At 72.6% G+C, this 25,753-nt stretch carries 25 protein-coding genes; 15 read left to right on the forward strand and 10 right to left on the reverse strand.

The window, feature by feature from the left end; translation table 11 throughout:
- The 4 genes from ACFY2L_RS20205 to ACFY2L_RS20220 form a co-directional block, all read right to left on the reverse strand.
- The gene (locus tag ACFY2L_RS20205; protein ID WP_390659715.1) at window positions 1-240 is read right to left on the reverse strand and encodes an MbtH family protein; all 240 of its coding nucleotides are present in this window, start codon (window positions 238-240) and stop codon (window positions 1-3) included.
- A 38-nt stretch (window positions 241-278) separates the two neighbouring features.
- Window positions 279-2,015 (reverse strand): AMP-binding protein, encoded by a 1,737-nt coding sequence (locus tag ACFY2L_RS20210; RefSeq protein WP_390822949.1) that lies wholly within the window; start codon window positions 2,013-2,015, stop codon window positions 279-281.
- Window positions 2,016-2,046: 31 nt separating this feature from the next.
- Complete coding sequence (locus ACFY2L_RS20215; RefSeq protein ID WP_390659713.1) at window positions 2,047-3,312, reverse strand: MFS transporter; 1,266 nt, start codon at window positions 3,310-3,312, stop codon at window positions 2,047-2,049.
- Between the two features lie 104 nt (window positions 3,313-3,416).
- Complete coding sequence (locus tag ACFY2L_RS20220; protein ID WP_390659712.1) at window positions 3,417-4,106, reverse strand: 4'-phosphopantetheinyl transferase; 690 nt, start codon at window positions 4,104-4,106, stop codon at window positions 3,417-3,419.
- A gap of 288 nt (window positions 4,107-4,394) precedes the next feature.
- Between ACFY2L_RS20220 and ACFY2L_RS20225 the strand changes: the two genes are divergently transcribed.
- The 12 genes from ACFY2L_RS20225 to ACFY2L_RS20280 all read left to right on the forward strand — a co-directional run bounded on the left by ACFY2L_RS20225 (window position 4,395) and on the right by ACFY2L_RS20280 (window position 17,898).
- On the forward strand, window positions 4,395-5,831 hold the full coding sequence (locus tag ACFY2L_RS20225) for an MFS transporter (protein WP_390822950.1): 1,437 nt from the start codon (window positions 4,395-4,397) through the stop codon (window positions 5,829-5,831).
- Window positions 5,832-5,842: 11 nt separating this feature from the next.
- Window positions 5,843-7,387: a glycogen synthase gene (locus ACFY2L_RS20230; protein WP_390659710.1), complete on the forward strand. Its 1,545-nt coding sequence runs from the start codon at window positions 5,843-5,845 to the stop codon at window positions 7,385-7,387.
- A gap of 28 nt (window positions 7,388-7,415) precedes the next feature.
- Entirely contained in the window at window positions 7,416-8,537 is a 1,122-nt protein-coding gene (locus ACFY2L_RS20235) for an XdhC family protein (protein WP_390659709.1), read from the forward strand.
- A 64-nt stretch (window positions 8,538-8,601) separates the two neighbouring features.
- Window positions 8,602-9,840: an aspartate aminotransferase family protein gene (locus ACFY2L_RS20240; RefSeq protein WP_390822951.1), complete on the forward strand. Its 1,239-nt coding sequence runs from the start codon at window positions 8,602-8,604 to the stop codon at window positions 9,838-9,840.
- 5 nt (window positions 9,841-9,845) lie between these two features.
- Window positions 9,846-10,916 carry a zinc-binding dehydrogenase gene (locus ACFY2L_RS20245; protein WP_390659707.1) on the forward strand — a complete coding sequence of 357 codons (1,071 nt, stop codon included), beginning with the start codon at window positions 9,846-9,848 and terminating at the stop codon, window positions 10,914-10,916.
- The gene (locus ACFY2L_RS20250) at window positions 10,913-12,088 is read left to right on the forward strand and encodes a glycosyltransferase family 2 protein (protein ID WP_390659706.1); all 1,176 of its coding nucleotides are present in this window, start codon (window positions 10,913-10,915) and stop codon (window positions 12,086-12,088) included. The genes ACFY2L_RS20245 and ACFY2L_RS20250 overlap by 4 nt, the downstream gene beginning before the upstream one ends.
- A 38-nt stretch (window positions 12,089-12,126) precedes the next feature.
- Window positions 12,127-12,696: a DUF1349 domain-containing protein gene (locus tag ACFY2L_RS20255; protein ID WP_390822952.1), complete on the forward strand. Its 570-nt coding sequence runs from the start codon at window positions 12,127-12,129 to the stop codon at window positions 12,694-12,696.
- The gene (locus tag ACFY2L_RS20260) at window positions 12,689-14,086 is read left to right on the forward strand and encodes an MATE family efflux transporter (protein ID WP_390822953.1); all 1,398 of its coding nucleotides are present in this window, start codon (window positions 12,689-12,691) and stop codon (window positions 14,084-14,086) included. Before ACFY2L_RS20255 ends, ACFY2L_RS20260 begins: the two co-directional genes overlap by 8 nt.
- Window positions 14,087-14,118: 32 nt before the next feature.
- On the forward strand, window positions 14,119-14,955 hold the full coding sequence (locus ACFY2L_RS20265; protein ID WP_390659703.1) for an inositol monophosphatase family protein: 837 nt from the start codon (window positions 14,119-14,121) through the stop codon (window positions 14,953-14,955).
- Between the two features lie 252 nt (window positions 14,956-15,207).
- The gene (locus ACFY2L_RS20270) at window positions 15,208-16,641 is read left to right on the forward strand and encodes a DUF2252 domain-containing protein (RefSeq protein WP_390659702.1); all 1,434 of its coding nucleotides are present in this window, start codon (window positions 15,208-15,210) and stop codon (window positions 16,639-16,641) included.
- A gap of 67 nt (window positions 16,642-16,708) precedes the next feature.
- Entirely contained in the window at window positions 16,709-17,506 is a 798-nt protein-coding gene (locus ACFY2L_RS20275) for a J domain-containing protein (RefSeq protein ID WP_390659701.1), read from the forward strand.
- A 62-nt stretch (window positions 17,507-17,568) separates the two neighbouring features.
- Window positions 17,569-17,898, forward strand: coding sequence for a rhodanese-like domain-containing protein (locus tag ACFY2L_RS20280; protein ID WP_390659912.1), 330 nt, complete (start codon window positions 17,569-17,571; stop codon window positions 17,896-17,898).
- Window positions 17,899-17,911: 13 nt separating this feature from the next.
- Here the strand turns inward: ACFY2L_RS20280 and ACFY2L_RS20285 are convergent, their stop codons facing one another.
- The 6 genes from ACFY2L_RS20285 to paaA form a co-directional block, all read right to left on the reverse strand.
- Window positions 17,912-19,072 (reverse strand): acyl-CoA dehydrogenase family protein, encoded by a 1,161-nt coding sequence (locus tag ACFY2L_RS20285; RefSeq protein WP_390822954.1) that lies wholly within the window; start codon window positions 19,070-19,072, stop codon window positions 17,912-17,914.
- Window positions 19,073-19,152: 80 nt separating this feature from the next.
- Window positions 19,153-20,214: a 2Fe-2S iron-sulfur cluster-binding protein gene (locus ACFY2L_RS20290; protein ID WP_390822955.1), complete on the reverse strand. Its 1,062-nt coding sequence runs from the start codon at window positions 20,212-20,214 to the stop codon at window positions 19,153-19,155.
- Window positions 20,214-20,741 (reverse strand): 1,2-phenylacetyl-CoA epoxidase subunit PaaD, encoded by a 528-nt coding sequence (gene paaD / locus ACFY2L_RS20295; protein ID WP_390822956.1) that lies wholly within the window; start codon window positions 20,739-20,741, stop codon window positions 20,214-20,216. The genes ACFY2L_RS20290 and paaD overlap by 1 nt, the downstream gene beginning before the upstream one ends.
- Entirely contained in the window at window positions 20,735-21,457 is a 723-nt protein-coding gene (gene paaC, locus ACFY2L_RS20300; RefSeq protein ID WP_390659697.1) for a 1,2-phenylacetyl-CoA epoxidase subunit PaaC, read from the reverse strand. The genes paaD and paaC overlap by 7 nt, the downstream gene beginning before the upstream one ends.
- Window positions 21,454-21,741 (reverse strand): 1,2-phenylacetyl-CoA epoxidase subunit PaaB, encoded by a 288-nt coding sequence (gene paaB / locus ACFY2L_RS20305; RefSeq protein ID WP_390659696.1) that lies wholly within the window; start codon window positions 21,739-21,741, stop codon window positions 21,454-21,456. The genes paaC and paaB overlap by 4 nt, the downstream gene beginning before the upstream one ends.
- Window positions 21,738-22,757: a 1,2-phenylacetyl-CoA epoxidase subunit PaaA gene (paaA, locus tag ACFY2L_RS20310; RefSeq protein WP_390822957.1), complete on the reverse strand. Its 1,020-nt coding sequence runs from the start codon at window positions 22,755-22,757 to the stop codon at window positions 21,738-21,740. The genes paaB and paaA overlap by 4 nt, the downstream gene beginning before the upstream one ends.
- Window positions 22,758-22,965: 208 nt before the next feature.
- On the opposite strand from paaA, the gene ACFY2L_RS20315 reads away from it, so the two are divergent.
- From ACFY2L_RS20315 to ACFY2L_RS20325, 3 genes are read left to right on the forward strand one after another with little or no spacing between them, the layout of a single operon-like run.
- A complete protein-coding gene (locus ACFY2L_RS20315) occupies window positions 22,966-23,751 on the forward strand; it encodes a DUF5819 family protein (RefSeq protein ID WP_390659694.1) in 786 nt (261 codons plus the stop codon).
- Window positions 23,748-24,959: an HTTM domain-containing protein gene (locus ACFY2L_RS20320; RefSeq protein ID WP_390822958.1), complete on the forward strand. Its 1,212-nt coding sequence runs from the start codon at window positions 23,748-23,750 to the stop codon at window positions 24,957-24,959. The genes ACFY2L_RS20315 and ACFY2L_RS20320 overlap by 4 nt, the downstream gene beginning before the upstream one ends.
- Complete coding sequence (locus ACFY2L_RS20325; protein WP_390822959.1) at window positions 24,956-25,705, forward strand: TrmH family RNA methyltransferase; 750 nt, start codon at window positions 24,956-24,958, stop codon at window positions 25,703-25,705. Before ACFY2L_RS20320 ends, ACFY2L_RS20325 begins: the two co-directional genes overlap by 4 nt.
- Window positions 25,706-25,753 lie beyond the last annotated feature (48 nt).

Genomic DNA, 25,753 nt, shown 5'->3' on the forward strand with positions numbered 1-25,753 from the left:
TCATCCCCGGGCCGTGAGCGAATCGCCGGCCGTGGCCGGTGGGGTGGGCAGCAGGCGCAGATCGAGCGGGCGGATGTCGTGCCACAGCGTCTCCACCCGGCGCAGGCACTCCTCCTCCGTCCCGGAGGTGCCCTCCGGGAACCAGCCGTCGGGAACAGTGCGCTCGGCCGGCCACAGCGCGTACTGCTCCTGTGCGTTGACCACCACGTGGTAGCGGCGGGGAACGGCATCGTCTGCCATGAATCGTCCCTTCGTGAGTAGGGCGGTGCGGTCGTACGTCACAGGGCGCGGCTCTTCGGGGCGGGCGTCCGGTGCGGGCCGGCCGCGGCCGCAGCGGCGGAGGGCGCCGGTGAGCACACCGTGCCCAGCCGGTCGGCGAGGTGGGCCTCCCACATCGCCCGGCGCCGTGGTTTAGCGCTGGAGGTGCGCAGCACCGTGCCCCGCGGTCCGGCCACCACCACGACGGCGAGGTCCGGGACCCGGCGCCGCAGCAGTTCGGTCAGCTCCGTGACCCAGGGACCGGGCCGGCGCTCGACGACGGCCACCGCGGTGTCGACCCCGTGGGCCGTGCCCAGCAGGACGGCGGCACCGGCCGTCCGCAGCGACTCCAGCCCCGCCAGGCACGCCTCCAGCTCCTCGGCGAACACCGTGGTGCCCCGGCACTTGAGGCTGTCGCCGAGCCGTCCGACCACGTACAGGTCACCGTCGTGCACGAACCCCGAGTCGCCGGTGCGGAACTGACGTCCGCTGAAGCCCCCGCGCTCCGGTCGCTCCTGCCCGCCGTCCGCGTGTCCGTCGGCGTATCCGTCGGCCACCGAGGGGCCGGAGACCACGATCTCGCCGACCCGCCCGTCGGACAGCGGCCGGCCGAGCCGGTCGGTGATGAGCACCTTGCCGCCGGCCACCACGGGGCGGCCACAGGAGACCAGGGGCACGGCGCGGTCGGCGTCGTCGGCGGGGCGCATCCGGTGGCCGACGGTCAGCGTGGCCCGGTCGGCGAGCAGTTCCCGCGGTTCCTCGTCGAGCGGCGATCCGGTCACCGCGAGCGTCGCCTCGGCGAGCCCGTACGCGGGCAGCAGCGCGCGGGACGCGAAGCCGTGGGGGGCGAGCAGGGCGGCGAAGTCCTTCAGCACGTCCGGCGGGATGCGTTCGGCGCCCACGATGACGGCCCGCCAGGCGGCGAAGTCCATCCCCTCGAGCGCCTCGTGCGGCACCCGCCGGGTCACGTGCCGGAGCCCGAACGCCGGGGACGCGGTGAGCCGGGCGCTCCCTGAGCCGAAGACGCGCAGCCACTCGGTGGGGGAGCGCAGGAAGTCCTCGGGGCGCATGACCCACAGGTCGGCGCCGCTCGACACGGGGGTCAGCAGACAGCCGATCAGCCCCATGTCGTGGTGGAACGGCAGCCAGGACGCCGTGGCGTCCTCCGCCTCCATCCTCAGCCAGCGGCGGATGCCCCGGATGTTCGCGGACAGGGCCTCGGCCGAGACGGCCACGGCCCTGGCCGGCCCGGAGGACCCGGAGGTGAACTGTACGAGTGCCCGGTCCGCGGGAGGCCGCGCCACCTGGCGTCCGCCCGGGTCCGCGGACAGCTCCCCGACGGTGACCGCGAGCACCCGCGGCCGGTGGCGGCCGGTGGCGGCCGCGCGAAACGTACCGGCCCACTCCGGGCGGGTGACCACGACGGAGGGCCGTACAGCATCGAACGTCCGCTCGGTGCGGCGCCGGTGCTCCTCCGGGTCCTCGAACAGGGCCGGGGCGGCGTGCGGGCTGAAGGCGGCACCCGCGGCCGTCGCGCCGAGGAGGGCCGTCACGAACTCGGGCGTCGAACCGGTGGCGGCGACGACGACGTCGCCCGGAACGACTCCCTCCGCCCGGAGCCGGTCGGCCAGCGCGAACCCGGCCCGGGCGAGAACGGGGTACGGAGAGAAGTCCCAGCCGCCGCGTCCGTCGTAGAACCTGATGCCGCGCCGGGGATCGGGGTCGGTGAGGGTGCTCAGCAGGGGATGGCCTGTCATGACACGCAGCTCCAGTCGGCGTCCGGGCGGGCTAGCTGCCTGTACGGACCGGGTGGTCGGCGGGCTTGGCGAGCGCGGCCAACGGTGCGGTGCGCACCGCCTTGTTGGCCGAGGTGAGGACGGCCAGGACCACCATCCACACCGAGAGCACGAGGACGACCTCGTCGGCGCCCAGCGCGGTGATCAGCGCGCCGCTGAGCAGCGTTCCCAGGGACAGGGCGCCCATGGTCAGGGTGGACTTGGCGCTGCTGACGCGGCCGCGCAGTTCGTCCGGGGTGATGGCCATCCGGTAGGTCGACATCGCCACGGCGTACACCGGTGCCACCAGGGACTCGACGGCCGCGACCACACCGAGCGAGGTGGGGTTCGGCGCGACCGCGTACAGCGGGAAGCCCAGAGCCTCGACCCACAGCATCGTCACCGCGATCTTCCCGAGCGGGTAGCGCTTGACGATGCGGTCCGACACGAGCGCACCGAGCAGGGCACCGACGGCGGCGCCGCTGAAGATCATGCCGATCTCCACGGAGGACGCCCCGACCTGCTGCGCGAGCACGACGATGACCAGATAGCCCGCGCCGTACCGGACGTTGTCGGCGGCGCTCGTCAGGGTCAGGAACCGGATCACCGGCTGGTGCCACAGCCAGGTCAGTCCCTGGTGGATCTCCGTGGTCAGCCGGGGAGGCTTCTCGGTGCGCCGTTCCTGCTGGAAGTCGCGCCGGATGAGCCGCAGGCTCGCCGCGGACACCAGGAAGGACACCGCGTTCAGCGCGAACGGCACCACGCGGCTGAGCGAGTACATGGCTCCCGCCGCGACGGCCCCGAAGATGCGGACGGTGTTGTTGACGGTCTCGCCGTAGCCGAGCGCTGCCGACAACTGGCTCTTCTCGACGACATTGGGCAGGGCGGCGCTGTTCGCCGACATGAACAGGGTGCTGAGCACCCCGTTGAGCGTGGCGACCACGTACAGATGGGGCAGCGTGACCCGGTCCAGGGCCAGCGCCAGGGCCACCGTGCCGATGAGCGTGGCGCGTCCGACCTCGCACCAGATCATGGTCGTCTTGCGCGGCCAGCGGTCGGCCAGTGCCCCGCCCACCAGACCGAAGAGCAGGAACGAGGCGGTGCCCAGGCTGGTGACCACACCGGCCTGGGTCGCGGAGCCCGACACTGCCAGCACGACCAGCGGGAGGGCGAAGAACTGGGCCTGGTCGCCGACGAAGGAGACGACCTGCCCGCTGAGCAGCAGTCGGAAGTCCCGGTTGCGCCAGACCGAGGAAGTGCCGGGGCTGGGGTCGGCCATCGGTGCGTGCCCCTTTCGGAAAGCTGAGCGTGGGTGCGGACAACGGCCGGTGAACGTAGTCGAGCGCCGGACCGTCCTACAAGGGACAGCGTGAGCAGGGGTGTTCAACTGCGGCCGGGCCGCGGTTGAACGGAGCGGGAGGCGTATCGCGGTCGGGTCACGGCGGTGGCCACCAGGTCGCCGGCCACCCGCCAGCGCCCCGAGAAACCCGTGGGGCACGAGCCGTCCGGCCCCGGGCCGAGCAGGATGCGCGCGGTGAGCGTGCCGTCCCGGTACAGCGTGACCTCGGCGTCCTGGAATCCGAGCCACACCCGCATCAGCGGGAACCACGCCTTGTAGACGGATTCCTTGGCGCTGAACAGCACCCGGTCCCAGCAGATCCCGGGCGAGGCCCGGGACAGCAGCTCCAGCCTGCTCCGCTCGACCGCGAGCGTCACCCCCGGGAGCACGCGCGGCGGCAGCGGCCGGTGGGGCTCGGCGTCGATGCCGAGGACGGCGAGCGCGTTCGCGCGGGCGACCGCCGCGGCCCGGTACCCGGGGCAGTGCGTGAGGCTGCCGATCACGCCGGGCGGCCAGACGGGCGCCCGGCGCTCGTCGTTGAGCAGGGGTGCAGGGCACAGTCCGAGGCCGGCCAGTGCCCGGTGGGCGCAGCCGCGCGTCGTGGCGAACTCCCGTCGTCTGCTGGGCACGGAGTCCTTGACGGCGGTCTCTTCCTCGGGGAAGAGCAGCACGTCCGCCCGGTCACCGAACGACTCGGCCCACACCGCGCCCGGCGGCAGAACGTCCCGGAGCAATGACGACCGTTCCATGGGGCCGACATGATCGACGCCCTGCGGGCCTGGGGCCAGCCACTGTTCACGCGGCCTCCGGCACGGTGATCGCAGGCCGTTGCGAAAAAAACAAACGTTCTGTTTGATAGGCCCTGGTCGAGCGGGCGGCCTCCACCGGCCTCCCCCGTGGCGCCGCTCATCGCGCCGAGGCCGCCCGCCCCGGCATCCCTTCCGCCTTCCCCGCACGCGCTCCAGCGGGTTCGCCCGTCCCTGTCCGTCGTTGCCCTGCCGCGCCTACACGCGAGGATCCACGTGTCACTGACAGAGAACCGCATCAGCCCGCCACGGGCTCCGAGGCTCCCGGCCGGCCGCGTCGCGCACCCCGCGGCGGCCCTGGCGCTGCTGGTGAGCAGCCACTTCATGCTCAACCTGGACTCGGCGATCGTCGAAGTCGCCCTGCCCACCATCAAGAACTCGTTCGGCGTCGGGCTCTCCGAGCTGTCCTGGGTGGTCAACGCCTACGTCCTGGCCTTCGGCGGCTTCCTGCTGCTCGGCGGGCGCCTGGGCGACATCCTCGGACGACGCCGGACGTTCACCGGCGGGCTCGTCCTGTTCGCGCTCGCCTCGCTGCTCGGAGGCGTCGCCACCACACCGGAGCTGGTCGTCGTCGCACGCGCGGCCCAAGGGCTCGCCGCCGCGGTCATCTCGCCGACCGCGCTCTCGCTGCTCGTGCAGATCTTCCCCAACGGCACGCCCGCCGAGCGGGCCCGGCGCAACAAGGCCCTCGGCACCCTCGGAGCCGTCGCCGCCACCGGCGGATCGGCTGGCTACTTCCTCGGCGGCGTCCTGACGGACACCCTGGGCTGGGAAGCGACCTTCCTCGTCAACGTGCCGATCGCGGCCTGCGCCGCCGTGTGCGCCGGGCGCCTGCTGCCCCGCGACGAGGCCCGCGCCGCGCACGCCCGCCTCGACCTGGTGAGCGCGCTCACCGGCTGCACCGGTATGACGCTGCTGGTGTACGCGCTGCTCGGCGCCGAATCCGCCGGGATACGCACCCCGCGGACGGTGGGCTTCGCCGCACTCGCCCTCGTTCTGCTGGGCCTGTTCGTGCTCCGTCAGCGGCGCAGCGACGACCCCCTGTTCCCGCTGCGGATCCTCAAGCACCCCGCCGTGCGCGGCGCCAACGCCGTGGCCGCCCTGATCAACATGGCCATCGGCCCGGTCATCTTCTTCCTCAGCCTCTACATCCAGCAGGTGCTCGCCTACTCGCCGTTCGCCGCCGGCATCGCCATCCTCCCGATCGTCGTGTCGATCACCGTGGCGTCCAGCCTGACCGGCCGCCTCCTGGACCGGCACGGCCCGCGAGCCGTGACCGTCACCGGCCTGACCCTGTTCGCGGCGGGCCTCGTCTGGCTCTCCCAGGTCTCCGGCGACGCCTACTGGGCGCAGGTGCTCGGCCCCGAGTGCCTCATCGGCTTCGGCGGCGGCCTCGTCTTCGTCACCTTCACCGTGTGCGGCACCAGCGGCCCGGACGACCAGGACTCGGGAGCGGCCTCGGGGGTGCTGACCACCTCTCAGAAGATCGGCAGCGCCGCCGGCCTGGCGGTGCTCACCGGCATCGCCTCGGTCGCCCCCGGCGGCGCCTCGGCCGCCTCCGGCTACGGCTTCGCGTTTCTCGCCGCCGCCGTACCGGTGCTGCTCGCCGTGGCCGCGAGCGCGCGCTGGATCCCCGCCCGCCCCCAGCAGTGAGGAGGTCAGCCGTGAAGTGTCTCTTCGTCACCCAGGAATACGCCCCCCTCTTCGCCGAGGGCGGGCTCGCCCTGACCAGCAACGCCCTGCCCGCGGCGCTGCACGCCCGGCACGGCTTCGAGCACGACCTCGTGCTGCCCTACTACCCGTGGCTGGTGGAACGCCTGGGGCTGCGCACCGAGGAGGTGTGCCGACTGCCGGAGACGGAGGTCGCGGGCCGCCGGGCCGCCGCCTCGGTGGTACGGCTGCTCGATCTGGACGCCCCGTGCACGGTCTACCTCGTGCGCTGCGACGCCTGGTACGCACGGGACGGGATCTACTGCGACGACGACTACGTGCCCTTCGCCGACGAGGCCGAACGCGCCGCCTTCTTCGGCCACTGCGTGGCCGAGTGGGTCCGACGGGACCGGCGCGACTATGACCTCGTCCACGGCAACGACTGGCAGTCGGGCGCCGCGCTCGCCGCGCTGCGCGCCCACGACCGGGACCGGCCGAACCTGCTGACCGTGCACAACGGCATGTACCAGGGCAGCCTGCGCGGCCGCCCGTTGGACCGGTTCGCCCTGCCCGAGGCGGCCGTACGGCTCCTTGAGCGGTACGGGGCCGATGACCCCAGCCTGCTGCTGCTCGGCCAGTTGTCCGCCGACTCCGTCGTGACGTGCAGCCCCGGCTACGCACGCGAGATGACCGACGAGTTCGCAGGCACCCCGGTGGGCGCCGCGCTGGCGAGGACGCGCACACGGGGCATCGTGTTCGGGGTGGACACCCGGGTGTGGGACCCGGCCGCCGAGGGCCGCTCCAGCATTCCGTACGGGCCGCTGGACGTGCACACCGGCAAGGCGCGCAACAAGGGGGAACTCCAGCGCCGGCTGGGCCTCCGGGAGGACCCGGACATCCCGGTCATCGGCGTGTGTTCGCGCCTGGTGCCGGCGAAGGGAACGGACCTTCTGCTGGAGGCGCTCGCCCCGCTGACCCGGGCCGGCCGGGCACAGCTCGCCCTCGTGGGCCCGGCCACCGCGGAACTGCGGCCGGCGCTGGCCCGGACGCTGGAGGAGTCCGCCGGGAACGTCGCCCACCTGCCCCGGTTCGACCAGGACGCGGCCTGGCTGGTCTACGCCGGTTCCGACTTCACGATCATGCCGTCGCGGACCGAGCCCTGCGGGCTCAACCAGCTCATCTCCTACCGTTACGGCACCCTTCCCCTGGTGAGCCCGGTGGGCGGGCTGCGCGACACCGTCGTCGACCTGCGTGTCGACCCGGAGCGCGGCACGGGGATGTTCATCCCGCGCCACACGGCGCGGAGCGTCCGGGACACCGTGTGCGAGGCCCTGGCCTGGCGAGCGGAGCGGCCCGGCGCGTTCGCCGCGGCACGGTCACGGGTGATGAAAGAGGACTGGTCGTGGAACCGCACGGCCGACCGGTACGCCGAGATCTACCGCACGCTGACGGTACGTCCTTCCCCGCCGCCCGCCGGCGGCACCCGGCCTCTCCCCCGCATCGTCGTCCGGGACGAGCCCGAACTGGTCGCCGCGGCCGGGACGGGAAGCGCCTCGTGAGGCCGGGACCGCGGGCGAGGGGGACGGCATGCTGACGCTCGCCGCCGATCTGCGCCGATGGCGTCGGGAGGGACGGGAGTTCGCGGTGGCGACCGTCATCGCGACCCGGGGCAGTGCGCCCCGGGAGCCCGGAGCCGCCCTGGCCGTGGACCGGGACGGCCAGGTGATCGGTTCCGTGTCCGGAGGCTGTGTGGAGGGCGCGGTCTACGACCTGTGCCGGCAGGCCCTGGCCGACGGCGCCGGTACCGTGGCGCACTTCGGCTACAGCGCCGCCGACGCCTTGGCGGTCGGCCTCACCTGCGGGGGCGCGATCGACGTGCTGGTCACACCGGTGACCGGGGGGCGGCGGGCGGAGGTCCTGGACACCGCGCTCGACGCCGCCGACGCGGCCGAGCCGGTGGCACTGGTCCGTGCCACGGACCCCGCGCCGGGCCCGTCCGACGGCGGTCTCCTGGCGGTGAGCTCCGACGGGTCGTACCGCGGCTCGCTCGGCGGCACGCCGGAGTGGGAGGGCGCCGTGGCGAAGGACGCGGCCGCGCTGCTCTCCGCCGGCCGCACCGGCCTGCTGGGGCCGGACGCCGGCAGCCGTGCCGCCGACGGGCTCTTCGTCGAGACGTCGGTGCCCCCACCGAGGCTCATCGTGTTCGGTGCGACGGATGTCGCCGCCGCGGTGGTACGGGTCGGCGCCTTCCTGGGCTACCGGGTCACGGTCTGCGACGCCCGCCCGGTGTTCGCCACCGCGGCCCGGTTCCCCGAGGCGGACGAGGTTGTCGTGGCCTGGCCGCACACCTACCTCGCCCGAACCGAGGTGGACGGGCGCACCGCACTGTGCGTGCTGACCCACGACCCGAAGTTCGACATCCCGCTCCTGGTGGAGGCGCTGCGCCTGCCCGTCGCCTACGTGGGCGCGATGGGATCCCGCCGCACCCACGAGGAACGTGTGGCACGGCTGCGCGAGGAGGGCGTCGGGGAGCCGGCCCTGGGCCGGCTCCGGTCCCCCCTCGGGCTGCACCTCGGCGGGCGGACGCCCCAGGAGACCGCCGTGTCCGTCGCCGCGGAACTGATCGCTCTGCGCCGGGGCGGCACCGGGGTTCCGCTCACCGGTTTCTCCGGGCCCGTCCACGGCCCGATCCCGGCCGCGGCGCTGTGACCGCTCGCTGTTTCCCGAAGCACCGGCCCCGGGCCGGTACCGCCAAGGAGCATGGAGGACGACCGTGACATCGACCGCAGAAACGGCACCCGTCCCGTGGGAGTCCCATGTAGGGCGGGGTGTTCACCTCTACGTGGACGGGAGGAGGTACATCGACTGCGCCTCGGGGACCTTCAACCTCTCCCTGGGGTACGCGCTCCCCGAGGTCACCGACGCCCTCCACGCCCAGCTGGACAGGTGCGCCCACCTGTCCTCCGAACTGACCAGGCCCAAGTCACAGGAGATCTTCGGGCTGCTGCGCCCGTTCCTGCCCGACCACATCGAGAGCCACTGGTTCCGGGACCTCACCGGGTCGACCGCGAACGAATGCGCCGTCCGCATCGCCCAGAAGGCGACGGGAAGGACGGACGTCGTCTCGCTGTTCCTCTCCCACCACGGGCAGAGCATCACGGCCACCGGGATGTCCGGGAACGCCTTCCGGCAGCGGAGCTTCACCCTGCCGTTCGCCGGCTCGCTGAAGATACCCGCCCCCGACTGCGCCAACTGCTTCTACCGCCAGACTCCGCACAGCTGCGGCATGCTGTGCGCGAGGCGCCTCGAGGACTTCGTCGAGTTCGCGTCGAGCGGACGGGTCGCCGCCCTGATCGTCGAACCCGTCCTCGGCAACGGCGGCAACATCACCCCGCCCGCCGGGTACTTCTCCGTCCTGCGGGAGATCTGTGACCGGCACGGGATCCTCGTCATCGCCGACGAGGTGCAGACCGGGTTCGGCAGGACGGGCACCTTCTTCGCGTCCACCGGATTCGCCAAGGACCTGAAGCCGGACATCATCACCTTCGCCAAGGGAGCGGGCGGCGTCGGGATTCCCGTCGCCGGCGTCCTGATGCGCAAGGAACTGGACGTCCTCGAACCCTGGGAGCACTCCACCACCTCGGGCGCCAACCCGTTGGCCCTGGTCGCCCTCGAAGCGACGGTGAAGTACATCCGGGACCACGACGTCCTGGACAACGTGGCGCTCGCCTCCAAGCTCCTCAAGGACGGGCTGACCGAACTCGCCGCGGACTTCGGATCCGTCGGCGCCGTCAAGGGCGTCGGGCTGATGCTCGGCTTCGACCTGCCCTCGGCCGCCGCCGTGGCCCGGTTCATCGCGATCGCCCGGGAGAACGGCCTGATCGTCCGCGGAAGCCGCTACGGGTTCGGCAACACGGTCAAGGTCAGGCCCGCCCTCACGGTCTCCGAAGACGAAGTGCAGGACATCCTCCACACCCTGCGAACCTCCCTCGAACAGCTGGAAAGCGAGTGACCCCCATGCGCGCGCTCAAGTACCACGGTGCCTGGAACATAGCCCTCGAAGAGGTCCCCGACCTGCACGCGACCCGTCCCGACGACGTCGTCGTCGACATCGAGTTCTGCGGCATCTGCGGAACGGACCTCGGCATCGTCGCGGGTTCCTACCCGATCGCCGTACCCGGAGTGACCCTCGGCCACGAGGCCACCGGCGTGGTGGCCGAATGCGGGTCCGCCGTCACCGGCGTCAAGGTCGGCGACCGGGTGGTGATCAACCCCACGCCGTACTGCGGCACGTGCCGCATGTGCCGGACGCAGCGGATCAACCACTGCGTCAACAAGACGGGTACCGAGAGCGGCGTCAGCTACGACGGCGCCTTCGCCGACCGCTTCCTGACCACCTCGGAGTTCGTCCACGTGCTCCCCGACCACGTGTCCCTCCGAGCGGCGGCGCTCACCGAGCCCCTGAGCTGTGTGCTGTCCGGAGTACGCAAGATCCAGCCGCCGACGATGGCCGCCCACACCTACGTCTTCGGCGCCGGCCCGCTCGGCCTGCTCTACGCCTGGGCGCTGAGCCTGAAGGGACTCGCCCCCGCGGTGATCGAGACCTCGCCCGAACGGCTCGCGTTCGCCGCGGACCGACTGCCGGAAGGGGCCCGTGCCTGTGCCTCCCTCGACGAGGCGAGGGCCGGCCACTTCGGCGACCCCGAAGCCCCGCTCGACGTCGTGGTCGACACCACCTCCGGGCTGCTGGAGGAGCTGTACCCGATGCTGGCCTGCGGCGGCACCTTCATGTCGGTCGGCCTGAAGGAGAAGCGGTTCACGATCGACGGCATGCACCTCGCGGACCGCAGCCTGTCGGTGATCGGCTCGATCGACAGCCTCCACGGCTCCTTCCTGGAGGCCTTCCACCTCATCACCAGCGGGCGGATCCCGGCCGAGCGCCTGGTGAGCCATGTCGTACCGATCACCGAGTTCGAGGACGGCTTCGCCCGGCTCGGATACGACATCCCGAACAAGTCCGCCGGGCCGGCCCGCTCGGCCAGCTGCAAGGTTCTCTTCGACATCGCATCCGCACGGAGCGCCGCATGAGCAAGCCCAAGGTCAGCATCGTCATCCCCTACAAGCAGCGCCTGGACAACCTCCGGCTCTGCTTCGCCTCACTGGCCGAACAGACCATGGACCGCGTGGACTTCGAGGTGGTCGTCGGAGCCATGGAGTACGCGCCGGAGTACGTCGACCTGTGCCGGGAGTACGCCGACCGCCTCACCGTCGTCTCCGTGCTGTCCGCCGAGACGTGGCAGATCACCCGCGCCCGGAACATGGCCATGCGCCAGGCCTCCGGAGAGGTCACGGTCCAGCTGGACGCGGACATGGCGCTGCCGCCGCGCTTCCTGCAGAACCTCTACGACACCTACTTCGCCTACGGGCAGAAGGTCTGTGTCATAGGCCAGATGATCGGCTACGACAACAACGGCAGCGACGTCGGCAGCGTCGAGGTCGCACCGTTCAGCCACTACCGGGCCAGGCTCGCCGAACTCGACGCGGCCGAGGAGGTCCGGCTCGACATGCGGATGCACGTCGACCATGTCATCCCCTGGGCGTTCGCCTGGACCGCGCTGATCGCCCTGCCCACCGCGCTGGTCCGTGAGCACGACCTCTACTTCGACGAGGACTTCCGCGGCTACGGCGTCGAGGACCTGGAATGGGCCCACCGGATCTCTGCCACGGGTACCCCGCTCCTCATGGGTGGGGACGTCTACGGGATCCATCTGCCGCACCCGCGCAGTGTCGCGGGCAACCGGGACACGGAGCGGCTCAACTACCGCCGCTTCGTCCGCAAGTGGCCCGGTACCGACGTGGAACTCGCGGCAGCTTTCGGCGACTTCGAGGCCAACGGCCTGGCGGTCGGCTTCAAGCGGGAACTGGCGGCCGCCCTCGGCGCGGGCGGCCGCGAGGCCGCCGTGGTCCGTGGCGAGGTGGACGGAGTGAGCACCCTGGTCGTCGGCGCGGTCACCGGGCGCGGGCAGACCGAGGTCCCCGTCGGCCTCGGTGTCCGGTTCGACGCCCATCCACGGCCCGAGGTGCTCCCGATCGCCGGACTGGCCCTGCCTTACGACGACCGGAGCATCGACGTGTGCCATGTGCTCGCCCCCGTGCTCCGCCTCTCCGAGCAGTACCGCGAGGCCGTCCTCGCGGAGGCCGAACGGGTGGCGAAGACGGTGGTGCGGCCCGCCGAGGAAGCGCCCGCAGCAGCGGCCTGACCCGCGGTCAGCGCATTCGACCCCTCATTGGAGCACCCATGTTCGACGCCATGCGGTGGCTGAACGAGCCGCCCCACTGGTCCGTGGAGGACGAGGCCCTCGTCGTCACCACCGGCAACCGGACGGACTTCTGGCGGGAGACCTTCTACGACTTCGTCCGCGACGACGGTCACTTCCTCGGCCGGGACGTGACGGGGGACTTCACCGCGCAGGTCACGCTGGCGGGGCAGTACGAGACGCTGTACGACCAGATGGGCCTGATGCTGCGGGTGGACCGGAACAACTGGATCAAGGCCGGCGTCGAGTTCACCGACGGGCGCCCCCACCTGAGCTGCGTCGTCACCCGGGACTTCTCCGACTGGTCCGTCGTCGCCGCACCCGACGTCGGCGACGACGTCACGCTGCGGTTGACCCGGCACGGCAGCGCGGTCCGGGTTCAGTTCCGGACCGTGGGCGGCGACTGGCGACTGCTGCGACTGGGCTACTTGCCGCTGCCCGCGACGTGCCGGGTCGGTGTCATGGCCTGCTCTCCGCAGCGGGCCGGATTCACCGGCAGGTTCAGCGGTTTCGCGGTCACCGGGCCGATCTCGCCGGATCTCCATGCCTGAGACCCGGCGGGACACCACCGCCGACCGGAGCGGCCTTCGTCTGGCCCGGGACCGCGTGTTCGTCTCGGCGCTGCTGACGACCGCGGTGCCGGTGACCCTGCAGGCCCTGATGTCGACGTCCCGCACCATGGTCGACGCCGTGCTGGTGGCCCGTCTCGGCACCGATGAGATCGCCGCCATCGGCTACGGCAGCCGGGTCGTCTTCGTGGTCATGCTCGCCACCATGGGCATGGCCGACGGCGGCGGCGTCGTCGTCGCCCAGTTCTGGGGAAGCCGTGACAAGGTCAGGACCAGGCGGGCGGCCGCGGTGACCACGGCCGTCACCGTCGCCATGGCGTCCGCCGCCTTCCTCGCCTGCCTGCTCTGGGCGGAGCCGATGGTCGCCCTCGCCACGCAGGACCCCCGGTTGATCGAACTGGGCTCGCAGTACGTCAGGGCCGTCAGCGGGATGATCCTGCCGTTCGCGGTGATCTCGTCGCTGGCGGCGGCCCTGCGCTGCATCGGCCGCGCCCGGATCGCCGCGCTCTGCGCCCTCGTCGGCATCGCCGTCCATCTCACGCTGGCGTACGGGCTCGTCTACGGCAACTGGGGGCTGCCCGCGTACGGCGTCCGCGGGGCGGGCTGGGCGACCCTGATCAGCACGAGCGTGGAAGCGCTGCTGCTCACGGCCTATGTCTGCACGACCCGCAGCCCCATGGCCTTCCGCGTGCGTGACTGCCTCGACGGATTCCGGGACGGCAGCGCCGCGAAGATCGGGCGGGTCGGCATGCCTGTCTCCGCCAGCTCCACCTCCTGGGCACTGGGCATCCTGGCCTACAGCATCCTGGTGGGCCGGGCGGGCACCCTGGAACTGGCCGTCCTGTCCATGGTCAACCCACTCGAATCGTTCGCGATCGCGGTCTTCATCGGCGTCTCCACCGCGGCCGGCGTCATGGTGGGCGGCAGCCTGGGAGAACGGGACCCGGAGCGGACGTGGAGCCTGAGCAAAGCGCTGCTGAGCTGGACGGCGGGCACCGCGGCGGTGACCGGTCTCGTGCTGCTGTCGGCCTACGGCTGGCTGCCGTTGCTCTACGCGGGGGTCGGCCCGGCGACCCTCGACGTCGCCCGCGACACCGTGCTGGTACTGGGCGTGGTCTTCGTCTTCCGGGCGATGAACATCACCATCCAGAACGGGCTGTTGCGTGCCGGCGGCGACACGATGTTCGTCCTCAGGACCGACATCCTCACCCAGTGGGCGGTGGCGGTGCCGCTCACGGCTCTGGTGACGCTTGTCTGGCACGTCCCGTTCCCGCTGGTGTTCCTGGCCGTCAACACCGAGGAGATCGCACGGTTCCTCATCAGCGGGCGCAGGTTGCTGAGCCGTCGGTGGATGCGCGTCCTGATCGACTGAGAACCGGACCCCGAGCAGCGAAAGGTACCCCCGTGTCCACCTCACTCGCCCCCGTCCTGCACGATCTCGCCGTGCGCGCGGCCCGTCTGGGCGGCGACGAACTCCGGCTGCGTGCCCAATCCTTCACTCAGACGGGCTGCAAGTCCTCGGCCACCGACCCGGTGACGGACGCCGACCTCGCCAGCGAGCGTGCGGTCGGCACGCTCATCGCGTCCGAGCGTCCCGAGGACGGTCTCCTCGGTGAGGAAGGCTCCGACAGGGCCTCGCGCAGCGGACTGCGCTGGGTGGTCGACCCGCTCGACGGCACGGTCAACTATCTCTACGGCATTCCGCATTGCGCCGTGAGCATCGCGTGCCAGCAGTCGTACGGCGACGGTTGGCGGACCGTCGTCGGTGCCGTCTACGACGTCGTCCGCGACGAGATGTTCACGGCAGTCCGCGGCTGCGGTGCCGCGGTGAGCGGCCGGCCGCTGTCCGTCAACGACCCCGTGGAGCTCTCCGCGGCTCTGGTCGCCACGGGCTTCTCGTACCGGGCCGCCGCGCGTGCGCGCCAGGCCGCCGTCCTTCCCGCCCTGCTGCCCGCGGTACGCGACCTGCGCAGCGGCGGGAGCGCCGCACTGGAGCTGTGCTGGGTCGCGGCCGGCCGGTGCGACGCGTACTACGAGGACGAACTCGCCCTGTGGGACTGGGCCGCCGGCGCGCTGATCGTGAGCGAGGCCGGTGGCACCGTCACCGCGCTCGACGGAGGGGTCCTGGCCGCGGGACCGGCTCTGCATGGTGACCTTCGTGATCATCTCCGTGGCCAGGGTGGTGGGGAGAACGGCCGCGCGGCGCGGGAAACGATCTCTGGCGCCCCGCATGGCGGCTGACCAGCGGCTTTCTTGGGCGGTGCGAGCCGCGGGGTGGCTGGTTTCACGTGAAACATCGCGTGGTGGGTCGCGAAACCGCTGTGACGTCTTGTTGCCGGCGAGGATTCCGCCCCCGGAATCCTGTCGGGGATTCCGCCGGGAGTTGTCCACATCCCCCGAGTTGTCCACAGGGGCTGACGCGATTCGGCCGTCGAGCGGTACGGTCGGCTCGAATTGATCGACGCGGATGGATGTGCGGGGGAGGCGGTCGCCATGGCCGAGACCGAGGCCGGGACAGTGGGAGGCGGTGCGCGGAGGCTGCCTCACGTGCGCGGATTCGCCCAGTGGTCCACGACGGGGGACGAGGCGGTCTCGCCGAAGGAGCGGGGCAAGGCGCTGCGCGAGCGGGTGCCGCGGTCGGCGCACGCGCGGCTCGATCCGGACGCCTCCCGTCCCGACGCGGTGACGGCGGTCGAGGAGTCCAACCAGGGCCGGATCCCGGAGCTGACCCCGATACGGGTCGGCCGGATGGCGGCCACCCCGTTCGCGTTCCTGCGCGGCTCGGCCGGTCTCATGGCCCACGACCTCGCCCGTACCCCGATGACCCGCGTCCGCGCCCAGATCTGCGGTGACGCCCACGCGGCCAACTTCGGCCTGTACGGCGACGCCCGCGGCGGCCTGGTCATCGACCTGAACGACTTCGACGAGACGGTCCACGGCCCCTGGGAGTGGGACCTCAAGCGGCTCGCCGCCTCCCTGGTGCTCGCGGGCCGCGAGGCCGGCGCCGACGAGGACACCTGCCGCAAGGCGGCCCACGACGCGGCGGGGGCCTACCGGCGCACCATGCGTCTGCTGTCCCGGCTTCCGGTGCTCGACGCGTGGAACGCGATCGCCGACGAGGAGCTCGTCTCCCACACCGACGCCCACGACCTGGTGGGCACGCTGGAGCGGGTCTCGGAGAAGGCGCGGGCCAACACCAGCGGGCGGTTCGCGGCGAAGTCGACCGCCCCGACCGAGGACGGCGGCCGCGCCTTCGTCGACGCCCCGCCGGTGCTGCGCCGGACCCCGGACGCGGAGGCCGCGGCGGTGGCGGCGTCCCTGGAGCCGTATCTGGCGACGCTCTCCGAGGACCGCCATCCCCTGCTGGCCCGGCACGCGGTGCACGACGTCGCCTTCCGGGTCGTCGGCACGGGCAGCGTGGGCACACGCTCGTACGTCGTCCTGCTCCTGGACCACCGGGGCGAGCCGCTGATCCTCCAGGTGAAGGAGGCGCGCGCCTCCGCCCTGGTGCCGCATCTGCTGACGGCCGGCTTCGAGACGCCCGCCGAGGACCACGAGGGCCGCCGGGTGGTCCTCGGCCAGAAGCGGATGCAGGTCGTCAGCGACATCCTGCTGGGCTGGACGACGGTCGACGGCCGGCCGTTCCAGGTGCGGCAGTTCCGCAACCGCAAGGGCAGCGTCGACCCGGCCGCGCTCGCCGCCGACCAGGTCGACGACTACGGCCGGATGACCGGCGCCCTGCTGGCCCGCGCCCACTCGCACAGCGCCGACCCCCGCCTGATCGCCGGCTACTGCGGCAAGAACGAGGAGCTCGACGAGGCGATCGCCGCCTTCGCGGTCACCTACGCCGACCGCACCGAGGCGGACCACACCGACCTGGTGACGGCGGTCCGGGCGGGACGGATCGCGGCGGAGACGGGGGTGTGAGGGCGGGGCCGCTCCAGGGGGAGCACGGAAGTCTCGGCAAGGAGCCCCCTTGGCCTAGGCTGGTCGGGTGACGACCCCCGAAGCTGAGCAGCCGCGGCCCGAGGAGCGGCTGGAACAGGCCGTGCGGGCCGCCGAACAGGCGTTGATCGAGTTCGAGATCGCGGTGGAGACCTTCCGCGTCGAGGTCGAGAACTTCTCGCGGCTCCACCACCAGAAACTCGGCCCGATGTACGCCCGGCTCGACGAGCTGGACGCGCAGATCGCCGAGGCGCGGGCCGCCCGCACCGGCGACCCCGAGGATCTGCGCACGGCGCAGGAGGCGCGGGCCCGGGTGCTGCCGATTCCCGGGGTCGAGGAGCTGTTCCACGGCTGGATGGACGGGCAGGGCCTGTTCCCGGAGGCCGTGGCGATGCTCACAGACCAGTCGGTGCGCCCGCCGGAGCGGGTGCGGCCCAGCGAGGAGGCCCGCAAGCTCTACCGCGAGCTGGCCCGCAAGGCCCACCCCGACCTGGCGCAGGAGGACGCGGAGCGGGCGCGGCGCGAGGAGTTCATCACCCGCGTCAACGCCGCCTACGCCCGCGGCGACGAGGCCATGCTGCGGGAGCTGGCCGAGGAGTGGGCGGCCGGCCCGGCGCCCGCCGAACGCCGCCCGACCCCCAGCGAGGAGCTCTACGCCCGGCTGGAGTGGCTCGCCGAGCGCAAGGAACTGCTCACGACGGTCGCCCGCAACCTGGAGGACAGCGCCATCGGCTCCATGCTGCGGATGGCCCCGGACGACCCCGACCGCCTCCTGGACGAGATCGCGGAGCAGCTGCTGGCCGACGTCGCCGCGAAGGAGGCGGAGCTGGCGCAGCTGGTGGGGTAGCCGGGACCCCCGTGCCGGGTGGCGTTTCGGGTAGCGTCGGGGCCATGAGTTTCGGAGCTGGTGTGCCCACGGTCGAGGTCGGCGAGATCAAGGACGGCGACTTCCTGCTGGACGTGCGTGAGGACGACGAGTGGCAGGCGGGTCACGCCGAAGGCGCGCTGCACATTCCCCTCAGCGAGTTCGTCGCCCGCTACGGCGAGCTGACCGAGGCGGCCCCGCAGGACGGACGGGTCCATGTGATCTGCCGCTCGGGCGGCCGCTCGGCCCAGGTCACCATGTACCTCGTCCAGCAGGGGATCGACGCCGTGAACGTCGACGGCGGGATGCAGTGCTGGCACGCCCTCGGCCGTCCCGTCGTGACCGAGGGCGGCCGGCCGGGGTCCGTCCTGTAGGGCGCCTCGGCCCTCAGCCGAGGGGGTGGGCGGCCAGCAGGTCGCCCAGGGCCTCCTCGTGCGCCGCCGCAGGCCCGAGCGACAGCTCCAGGTGTTTGGCCCAGGCGTGGTACCGGTGCAGCGGGTAGTCGACGTCGGCGCCGAACCCGCCGTGCAGATGCTGTGCCGTCTGCACGATCCGCCGCACCCCTTCGGAGGCCCAGATCTTGGCCACGGCGACATCTCCGGAGGCGGGCAGCGCACCCGGCGCCCCGGAGGCGATCCGCCACGCCGCCTGCCACAGGGTGACCTCCATCGCGCGCAGGTCGATGAAGCGGTCGGCGGTCTGCACGGCGACGGCCTGGAAGCTGGCGATCGGGTGCCCGAACTGTTCCCGCTTGCTCGCGTAGTCGCTGGTCATCTCGAGGACACGGTCCCCGAGGCCGAGCGCCAGCGCGCATGTCCCGGTGGCCAGCAGCGCCCGCAGCCACTCCCAGGCGCCGTCGGCCGTGATGACGTCGCGGGCCGGGATCCGGGCGGACTCCAGCCGCAGTTCGCCGAGCCGCTCGCCGCTCGTGGAGATCTGCTCGGCCAGCGTGGTCCCCTCCTGTCCGCGCGCGACCACGGCGAGGACGCTCCGGTCGTCGCCGGTGTGCGCCGGCACGAGGACGAAGTCCGCCTCGTACGCCCAGGGCACCGCCGTCTGCACCCCGTCCAGCACCCAGTCGCCGCCGCCCCCGCCCGTGTCACGGCCGCCGTCCTGCCGGGCGGTCACGGCGAGTTCGGCCGCGTCGTGCCCGCTGCGGCCGTTCGCGGCGACGGTCAGCGCGATCTCGCCCCGCCCGGCCCGCGCCAGCAGCGCGGACCTCAACTCCGTTCCGCCGTAGGCCTGTACGGCCGCGGCGGCCGCGCTGGTCTCCAGCAGCGGGACCCGGGCCAGCACCTTGCCGGCCTCGCGCAGCACCAGGCACAGCGCGACGGCGTCCAGGCCGGCCCCGCCGGACTCCTCGTCGAGCAGCAGGCTCAGCAGGTCCGCCGCGGCGATCCTGGCCCACAGCGCCCGGTCGAGGTCGTCGGCGACGGGGCGGCCCTGGGTGAGCGCGGGGCTCGGCACGCCGTCGGGCGCGACCCCGGCGAACACCCCTCGCGCCGCCTCGGCCGCCGCCTGCTGCTCCTCGGTGAAGGTGAAGTCCACGGCCTGTCCTCCCGACGGGTCAGCTGATCTGACGGAGCGTCAAGATAGAACAGGTTCTAGAAGAAGGGAACGTCCGGGCGTCAGCGGTCGAAGTCCACCTCCACCGCCTCGGTCAGCGGATGCGACTGGCAGGCCAGCACATATCCGGCCTCCGTCTCCTCGGGCTCCAGCGCGAAGTTGCGGTCCATGCGGACCTCGCCCGAGACCAGGAAGGCCCGGCAGGTGCCGCACACGCCGCCCTTGCAGGCGTAGGGCGCGTCGGGCCGGTTGCGCAGGACCGTGTCCAGGACGGACTCGCCGTCCCGCACGGGCCAGCTGCCGCCCCGGCCGTCGAGCCGGGCGGTCACGGTGCTGTGGGCGGGCGCCGCCGCGGGCGTGGGGTGTGCCGCGCCGTCCACGTGGAAGATCTCCTCGTGGATCCGGGAGCGGGCGACCCCGAGCTCCCGCAGGGCCCGCTCGGCGCCCTGCACCAGCCCGAACGGCCCGCACAGGAACCAGCCCGCCACCTCCGCCACCGGCAGCAGCGCCGGCAGCAGCCCGGCCAGCCGCTCCTGGTCCAGCCGTCCGGACGGCAGCCCCGCCTGCTGCTCCTCCCGGGACAGCACGGTGACCAGCTGCAGCCGCTCGGGATAGCGGTCCTTGAGGTCGGCGACCTCCTCCAGGAACATCGTCGAGGCCGCCGTACGGTCGCCGCGGATCAGGCAGAACCGGGCGCCGGGCTCACGGGCCAGCAGGGTGGAGACGATCGACAGCACCGGTGTGATCCCGCTGCCGCCGACGACCGCCGCGTACAGGCCGGGCGCCGGGTCGAGCGTGAACCGTCCCGCCGGGGTCATCACCTCCAGCTCGTCACCGACGGCGATCTCCTTCAGCGCGTACGTCGAGAACGCGCCGCCCTCGACCAGCCGCACGCCCACCCGCAGGGTGCGCGGGCCCTCGCCGGAGGGGTCGGGGGCGGGTGAGCAGATGGAGTACGTCCGCCGGATCTCGGTGCCGTCGGCGACGCGCCGCAGGGCGAGGTGCTGGCCGGCCCTGTGCCGGTACTCCTCGCGCAGTTCCCCGGGAACGGTGAGGGTGAGGGCGACGGAGTCGTCGGTGAGCCGGTCCACCGCGGCCACCGGGAGCGGGTGGAAACGGGCCATCACAACTCCTTGAAGTGGTCGAAGGGTTCACGGCAGGCCAGACAGCGGCGCAGCGCCTTGCAGGCGGTGGACGAGAACCGGCTGAGCAGTTCGGTGTCGGCGGAGCCGCAGTGCGGGCAGCGGACCGGGTCCGGGTCGGCGCCGAGGGTCCGCGTCGGCCCGAGGGCCAGTGGCACCGGGCCGGGTTCGCGCACGGCGCGGGGCGGCGCTATGCCGAACTCCCGCAGTTTGCGGCGCCCTTCGGCGGTGATGTCGTCGGTCGACCAGGCGGGCCGCAGCACCATGCGGACCGTGACCTCCCGCATGCCCCGCTCCCGCAGCGCCTGCTCTATGTCCCGCGCCATCGTCTCCAGCGCCGGGCAGCCGGTGTAGGTCGGGGTCAGCTCGACCTCGACCGCGTCGGCGCCGCGCAGGTGCACCGCGCGCAGGACGCCCAGCTCCAGGAGGGAGAGCACCGGCAGCTCGGGGTCGGGGACCGCACCGGCGATCTCCAGGAGTTCGGTCTCCAGCGCGGTGGCCGTCACCATGACGCCCCCGGGTGGCTGCGGTGCAGGTGCTGCATCTCGGCGAGCATCCGCCCGAAGGGCTCGGTGTGCAGGCCCTGGCGGCCCGCCCCGGCGGTCCAGGCGCCGGACCGCGGACCTTCCGGCAGCGCCAGTCCGGCCCGGTGAAGCACGGCCCCGACCGACTCCAGCCAGGGCGTCTCGATTCCGGCCGGGTCGGTGTCCAGGCCGTCCACGGGGCGGAACATCTCCCCGGTGAACCGCCACAGGGCCGCGCACGCCCGCTGCATCCGCTCGTGGCTGGTCTGCGTGCCGTCGCCGAGCCGCAGGGTCCACTGCTCGGCGTGGTCGCGGTGGTAGGCGACCTCCTTGACGGCCTTCGCGGCGAGGCCGGCGAACGGCCCGTCCCCGGCGGCCAGTTCGGCGTACAGGAGGTGCTGGTAGGTGGAGAAGTACAGCTGGCGGGCGATGGTGTGCGCGAAGTCGCCGTTGGGCTGTTCGACCAGCTGGAGGTTGCGGAAGGCGCGTTCCTCCCGCAGATAGGCCAGTTCGTCCTCGTCGCCGGCCATGGACAGCAGGACGCGGGCCTGGCCGAGCAGGTCGAGCGCGATGTTGGCGAGGGCGACCTCCTCCTCCAGCACGGGCGCGTGGCCCATCCACTCCCCGAGCCGGTGGGAGAGCACCAGGGCGTCGTCGCCGAGGGCGAGCGCGGCGGCGTCGAGCCGGGCGGTCGTGGTCACAGGTGCTTCACCCCTTCCGGGATCTCGTAGAACGTCGGGTGCCGGTACGGCTTGTCGGCGGACGGCTCGAAGAACGGGTCCTTCTCGTCCGGTGAGGAGGCCGTGACCGCCGCGGACGGCACCACCCAGATCGAGACGCCCTCACCGCGCCGGGTGTACAGGTCGCGGGCGTTGCGCAGGGCGAACTCCGCGTCGGGCGCGTGCAGGCTCCCGGCGTGGGTGTGGGAGAGGCCGCGCCGGGAGCGCACGAAGACCTCCCACAGCGGCCAGTCGGTGTTCGTCATGCCTGTCCCACGCCCTTCTCGTCCGTGTGCCTGGCCGCGTAGGCGGCGGCCGCCTCCCGAACCCAGGCGCCCTCGTCGTGGGCCCGCCTGCGCTGGGTGATCCGCTGTTCGTTGCACGGGCCGTTGCCCTTGAGGACCTCCTTGAACTCCGTCCAGTCGATCGGACCGAAGTCGTGGTGGCCCCGCTCCTCGTTCCACCTGAGGTCCGGGTCGGGCAGGGTGAGGCCGAGGGACTCCGCCTGCGGGACGCAGATGTCGACGAAGCGCTGGCGCAGCTCGTCGTTGGAGTGGCGCTTGATCTTCCAGGCCGTCGACTGCGCGGAGTGCGCGGACTCGTCGTCGGGCGGCCCGAACATCATCAGGGAGGGCCACCACCAGCGGTCCACGGCGTCCTGCGCCATCGCGTGCTGCTCGGGGGTGCCCCGGCTGAGGGCCAGCAGCAGCTCGTACCCCTGGCGCTGGTGGAAGGACTCCTCCTTGCAGATGCGGACCATCGCGCGCGCGTACGGGCCGTAGGAGCAGCGGCACAGGGGGACCTGGTTGGTGATCGCGGCGCCGTCCACGAGCCAGCCGATCGCGCCGACGTCCGCCCAGGTCAGGGTGGGGTAGTTGAAGATCGAGGAGTACTTCTGGCGGCCCGAGTGCAGCTTGTCCAGCAGCTCGTCGCGGCCGACGCCGAGGGTCTCGGCCGCGCTGTACAGGTAGAGCCCGTGGCCGGCCTCGTCCTGGACCTTCGCCATCAGGATGGCCTTGCGGCGCAGGGAGGGCGCGCGCGTGATCCAGTTGGCCTCCGGCTGCATGCCGATGATCTCGGAGTGGGCGTGCTGGGCGATCTGCCGCACCAGCGTCGCGCGGTAGGCGTCGGGCATCCAGTCGCGGGGCTCGATGCGCTCGTCGGCGGCCACGGCGGCGTCGAAGGCGCGCTGGTGGGCCTCGTCGCCTGTGCCGGTCCCGCCCGCGCCGCTCCCGGCGGGCGGCCGTGCGGCGGCCGTCTGGTGGGCGGCTGCTGTCGCCATGCGGTCCCCCTTGATCGCTTCCTGTCGCTCCCGACCGATCGTTCGGTCCGTTCGGATCCATGGTGGGACGGCCGTCGTAGGGTGTCAACCGCTGTGGATAACCTGCGGGCAGGGAGGGGCTGCGCCGCACGGGTGGGGCTGAGTACCGTTCGCGATTGCGCGACGCAGCAGGAACGGGAAGTCGACCGGAATCGGGGATCGGGGCGGAATGGACGCGTACGACGGAGGGCCCGAGGCCCCCCGCGGAGGCAGGGACGCCTCAGGGGGGCCGACGACGCCGGAGGAGCCGGAGGCCCGGACTGCGGCCGTGAGCGGCGACGCCCCTCCCCCCGGGAACCCCGGACCCCGCACCGGCGTGGCCGCGCTCTCCCCGCGCTACCAGATAGCCGCCGCCCTCGCGCTCGCCGTCGTCGCGGTCACCGTCTGTGCGCACCTGGGAATGGTGTTCCTGCACGTCGCACCGTCGAACACGGTCACCAAGGCGCACGGCGAGGCGATCGACGACTGGGTCTACCCGGAGTTCGAGCAGAACTGGAAGCTGTTCGCGCCCAACCCGCTGCAGCAGAACATCGCCGTCCAGGTCCGCGCCCGGATCCACACCGCGGACGGCGGCACGCGCACCACCGGCTGGTACGACCTGTCCGCACAGGACGGCCGGGCCATCGACGGCAACATCGTGCCCAGCCACACCCAGCAGAACGAGCTGCGCCGGGCCTGGGACTTCTTCACCGCCACGCACGGCACCGACAACCGCCCCGTCGGCCTGCGCGGCGCCCTGTCCGAGACCTATCTGCGCCGCATCGTGGTGCTGCGCATGGACCGCGGCGGCGCGGCCGGCGCCGGTGAGACGGTCGAGCAGGTCCAGGTCCGCTCCAGCACCACCAACGTGACCCCGCCGAAGTGGAGCACCGAGAAGGTGTCGACGAAGCCGGCGTACCGGGTGCTGCCCTGGTGGTCGGTGCCGGACGCCGAGGCCGAGGGAGGCGTGCGGTGAACCGCTTCACCCTGTCGGTGTCGGCCGCCATCGCGCGGGTCACCGAGTCCGCGCACGGCCCCTACCAGAGCGCCGTGGTCCGGATCGGTTTCAGCGCGACCTGGCTGTTGTTCCTGTTGCGCGAGTTCCCCCACCGCGAGGAGCTCTACGGCCCCGACAGCCCCTGGAGCTGGATCCTGGCCCGGCAGCTGATCGGCAGCAATGGCGCGTTCACGGCCCTGATGTGGTCGGACGGGCGGGTGTGGTTCGAGATCGTCTACGCGCTCGCCGTGCTCGCGAGCGCCCTGCTGCTGGTGGGCTGGCGCACCCGCACGATGTCGGTGCTGTTCATGGTCGGGGTGCTGTCGCTGCAGAACCGCAGCGTCTTCATGGGGGACGGCGGCGACAACGTCCTGCACCTGATGGCGATCTACCTGGTGTTCACGCGCTGCGGCCGGGTGTGGTCGCTGGACGCCCGCCGCGCGGCCCGCGCCGAGGAGGCGCACGCGCGGGGCGAGCGGATCTCCGACCGGGTCGGACCGGCCCTGTGGCTCGTCTGCGGGCTCGTGCTGAGCACCGTGACGGCGGCGGGCCGGTTCCACAGCCACTGGACCGTTCCGGTGCTGCTGTGGACGGTGTGGGCCGCGCACGCCCTGTGGTGGGCCGTGTGCCGCCGGACGCGGTCGGCGGAGCCGCGGATCCTGCTCGACGTGATCGCCAACATCCTGCACAACGCGGCCCTCGTCGTGATCATGGCCGAGGCCTGTCTGATCTACGCGACGGCAGGCTGGTACAAGGTCCAGGGCCTGCGCTGGCAGGACGGCACCGCCGTGTACTACCCGCTGCACCTGGACTACTTCTCGCCCTGGCCCGCGCTCGGCGATCTGCTCTCCAGCAGCGGCACCATGGTCATGCTGGTGACCTACGGCACCGTGATCGTCCAGGTCGCCTTCCCGTTCACGCTGTTCAACCGGCGGGTGAAGAACGTGCTGCTGGCGGTGATGATCACCGAGCACGCCGCGATCGCCGTGATCCTCGGTCTGCCCTTCTTCTCCCTGGCGATGATCGCCGCGGACGCGATCTTCCTGCCCACGCCGTTCCTGCGCCGGCTCGGCGGCTGGGCGGTCCGCGCGCGCACGCTGGTGTTCTCGCGCGACGGCCGTACGCCGGTGCCCGAGCCGCGGGCACCCGAGAACCCCGAGCCCAGCCACGTAGGCTCCCCGTCATGACCGACCCCGTGAGCGAGTGGCACCGTCTGGCCGGCTCGCACGTCCTGCTGGACGGCTTCCACGCCCTCAAGCACGCCGTGCGCTTCGGGGCCGAGGTGCCGGTCGCGGTCACCGCCGACCGGGCGGCGGCGCTCGCCCTCGCCGACGAGCTCGCCCCCGACGTACGCGGGACGCTGGACGCCCTCCTCACGGAGGTCCCGGAGACGACGTACGCCTCGCTGGTGCCGCGCCCGCACCCCACGGCCGTGGCCGCGCTGGCCGTACGGCCCGCCCGCGAGACCCAGCTGGCGAGGCTGGCGCACACGCCCCGCACCGCGCCCGTCGTGGTCCTCGACAACCCGCGCAACCTCGGCAACGCGGGGGCCGTGATCCGGCTGGCCGCCGGCTTCGGCGCGACCGGCGTGGTCACCACCGGCACGCTCGACCCCTGGCACCCGACCGTGGTGCGCGGCGGGGCGGGCCTGCACTTCGCGACCGCCGTGGAGCGGCTGGCCGTGGCCGAGCTGCCCGCCGGGCCGGTGTTCGCCCTCGACCCGGAGGGCGACGACCTGCGGGGCGTCGACCTCCCGGACGACGCCCTGCTGGCCTTCGGCTCGGAACGCAGCGGCCTCTCCGCCGGACTGCGCGCGCGGGCCGACCATCTGCTGTCGCTGCCGATGCGGCCCCAGGTCTCCAGCTACAACCTGGCGACCAGTGTGGCGATGACGCTGTACCACTGGAGCTGCGGAGCGCACGGCGCCCCCTGAGGGGCCCGGGTGCCGTGTCGCCGTGTCCCCGTGCGGCTCCGCCGCGTG

The sequence above is a fragment of the Streptomyces sp. NPDC001381 genome, assembly GCF_042895685.1.
Taxonomy (GTDB): Bacteria; Actinomycetota; Actinomycetes; order Streptomycetales; family Streptomycetaceae; genus Streptomyces.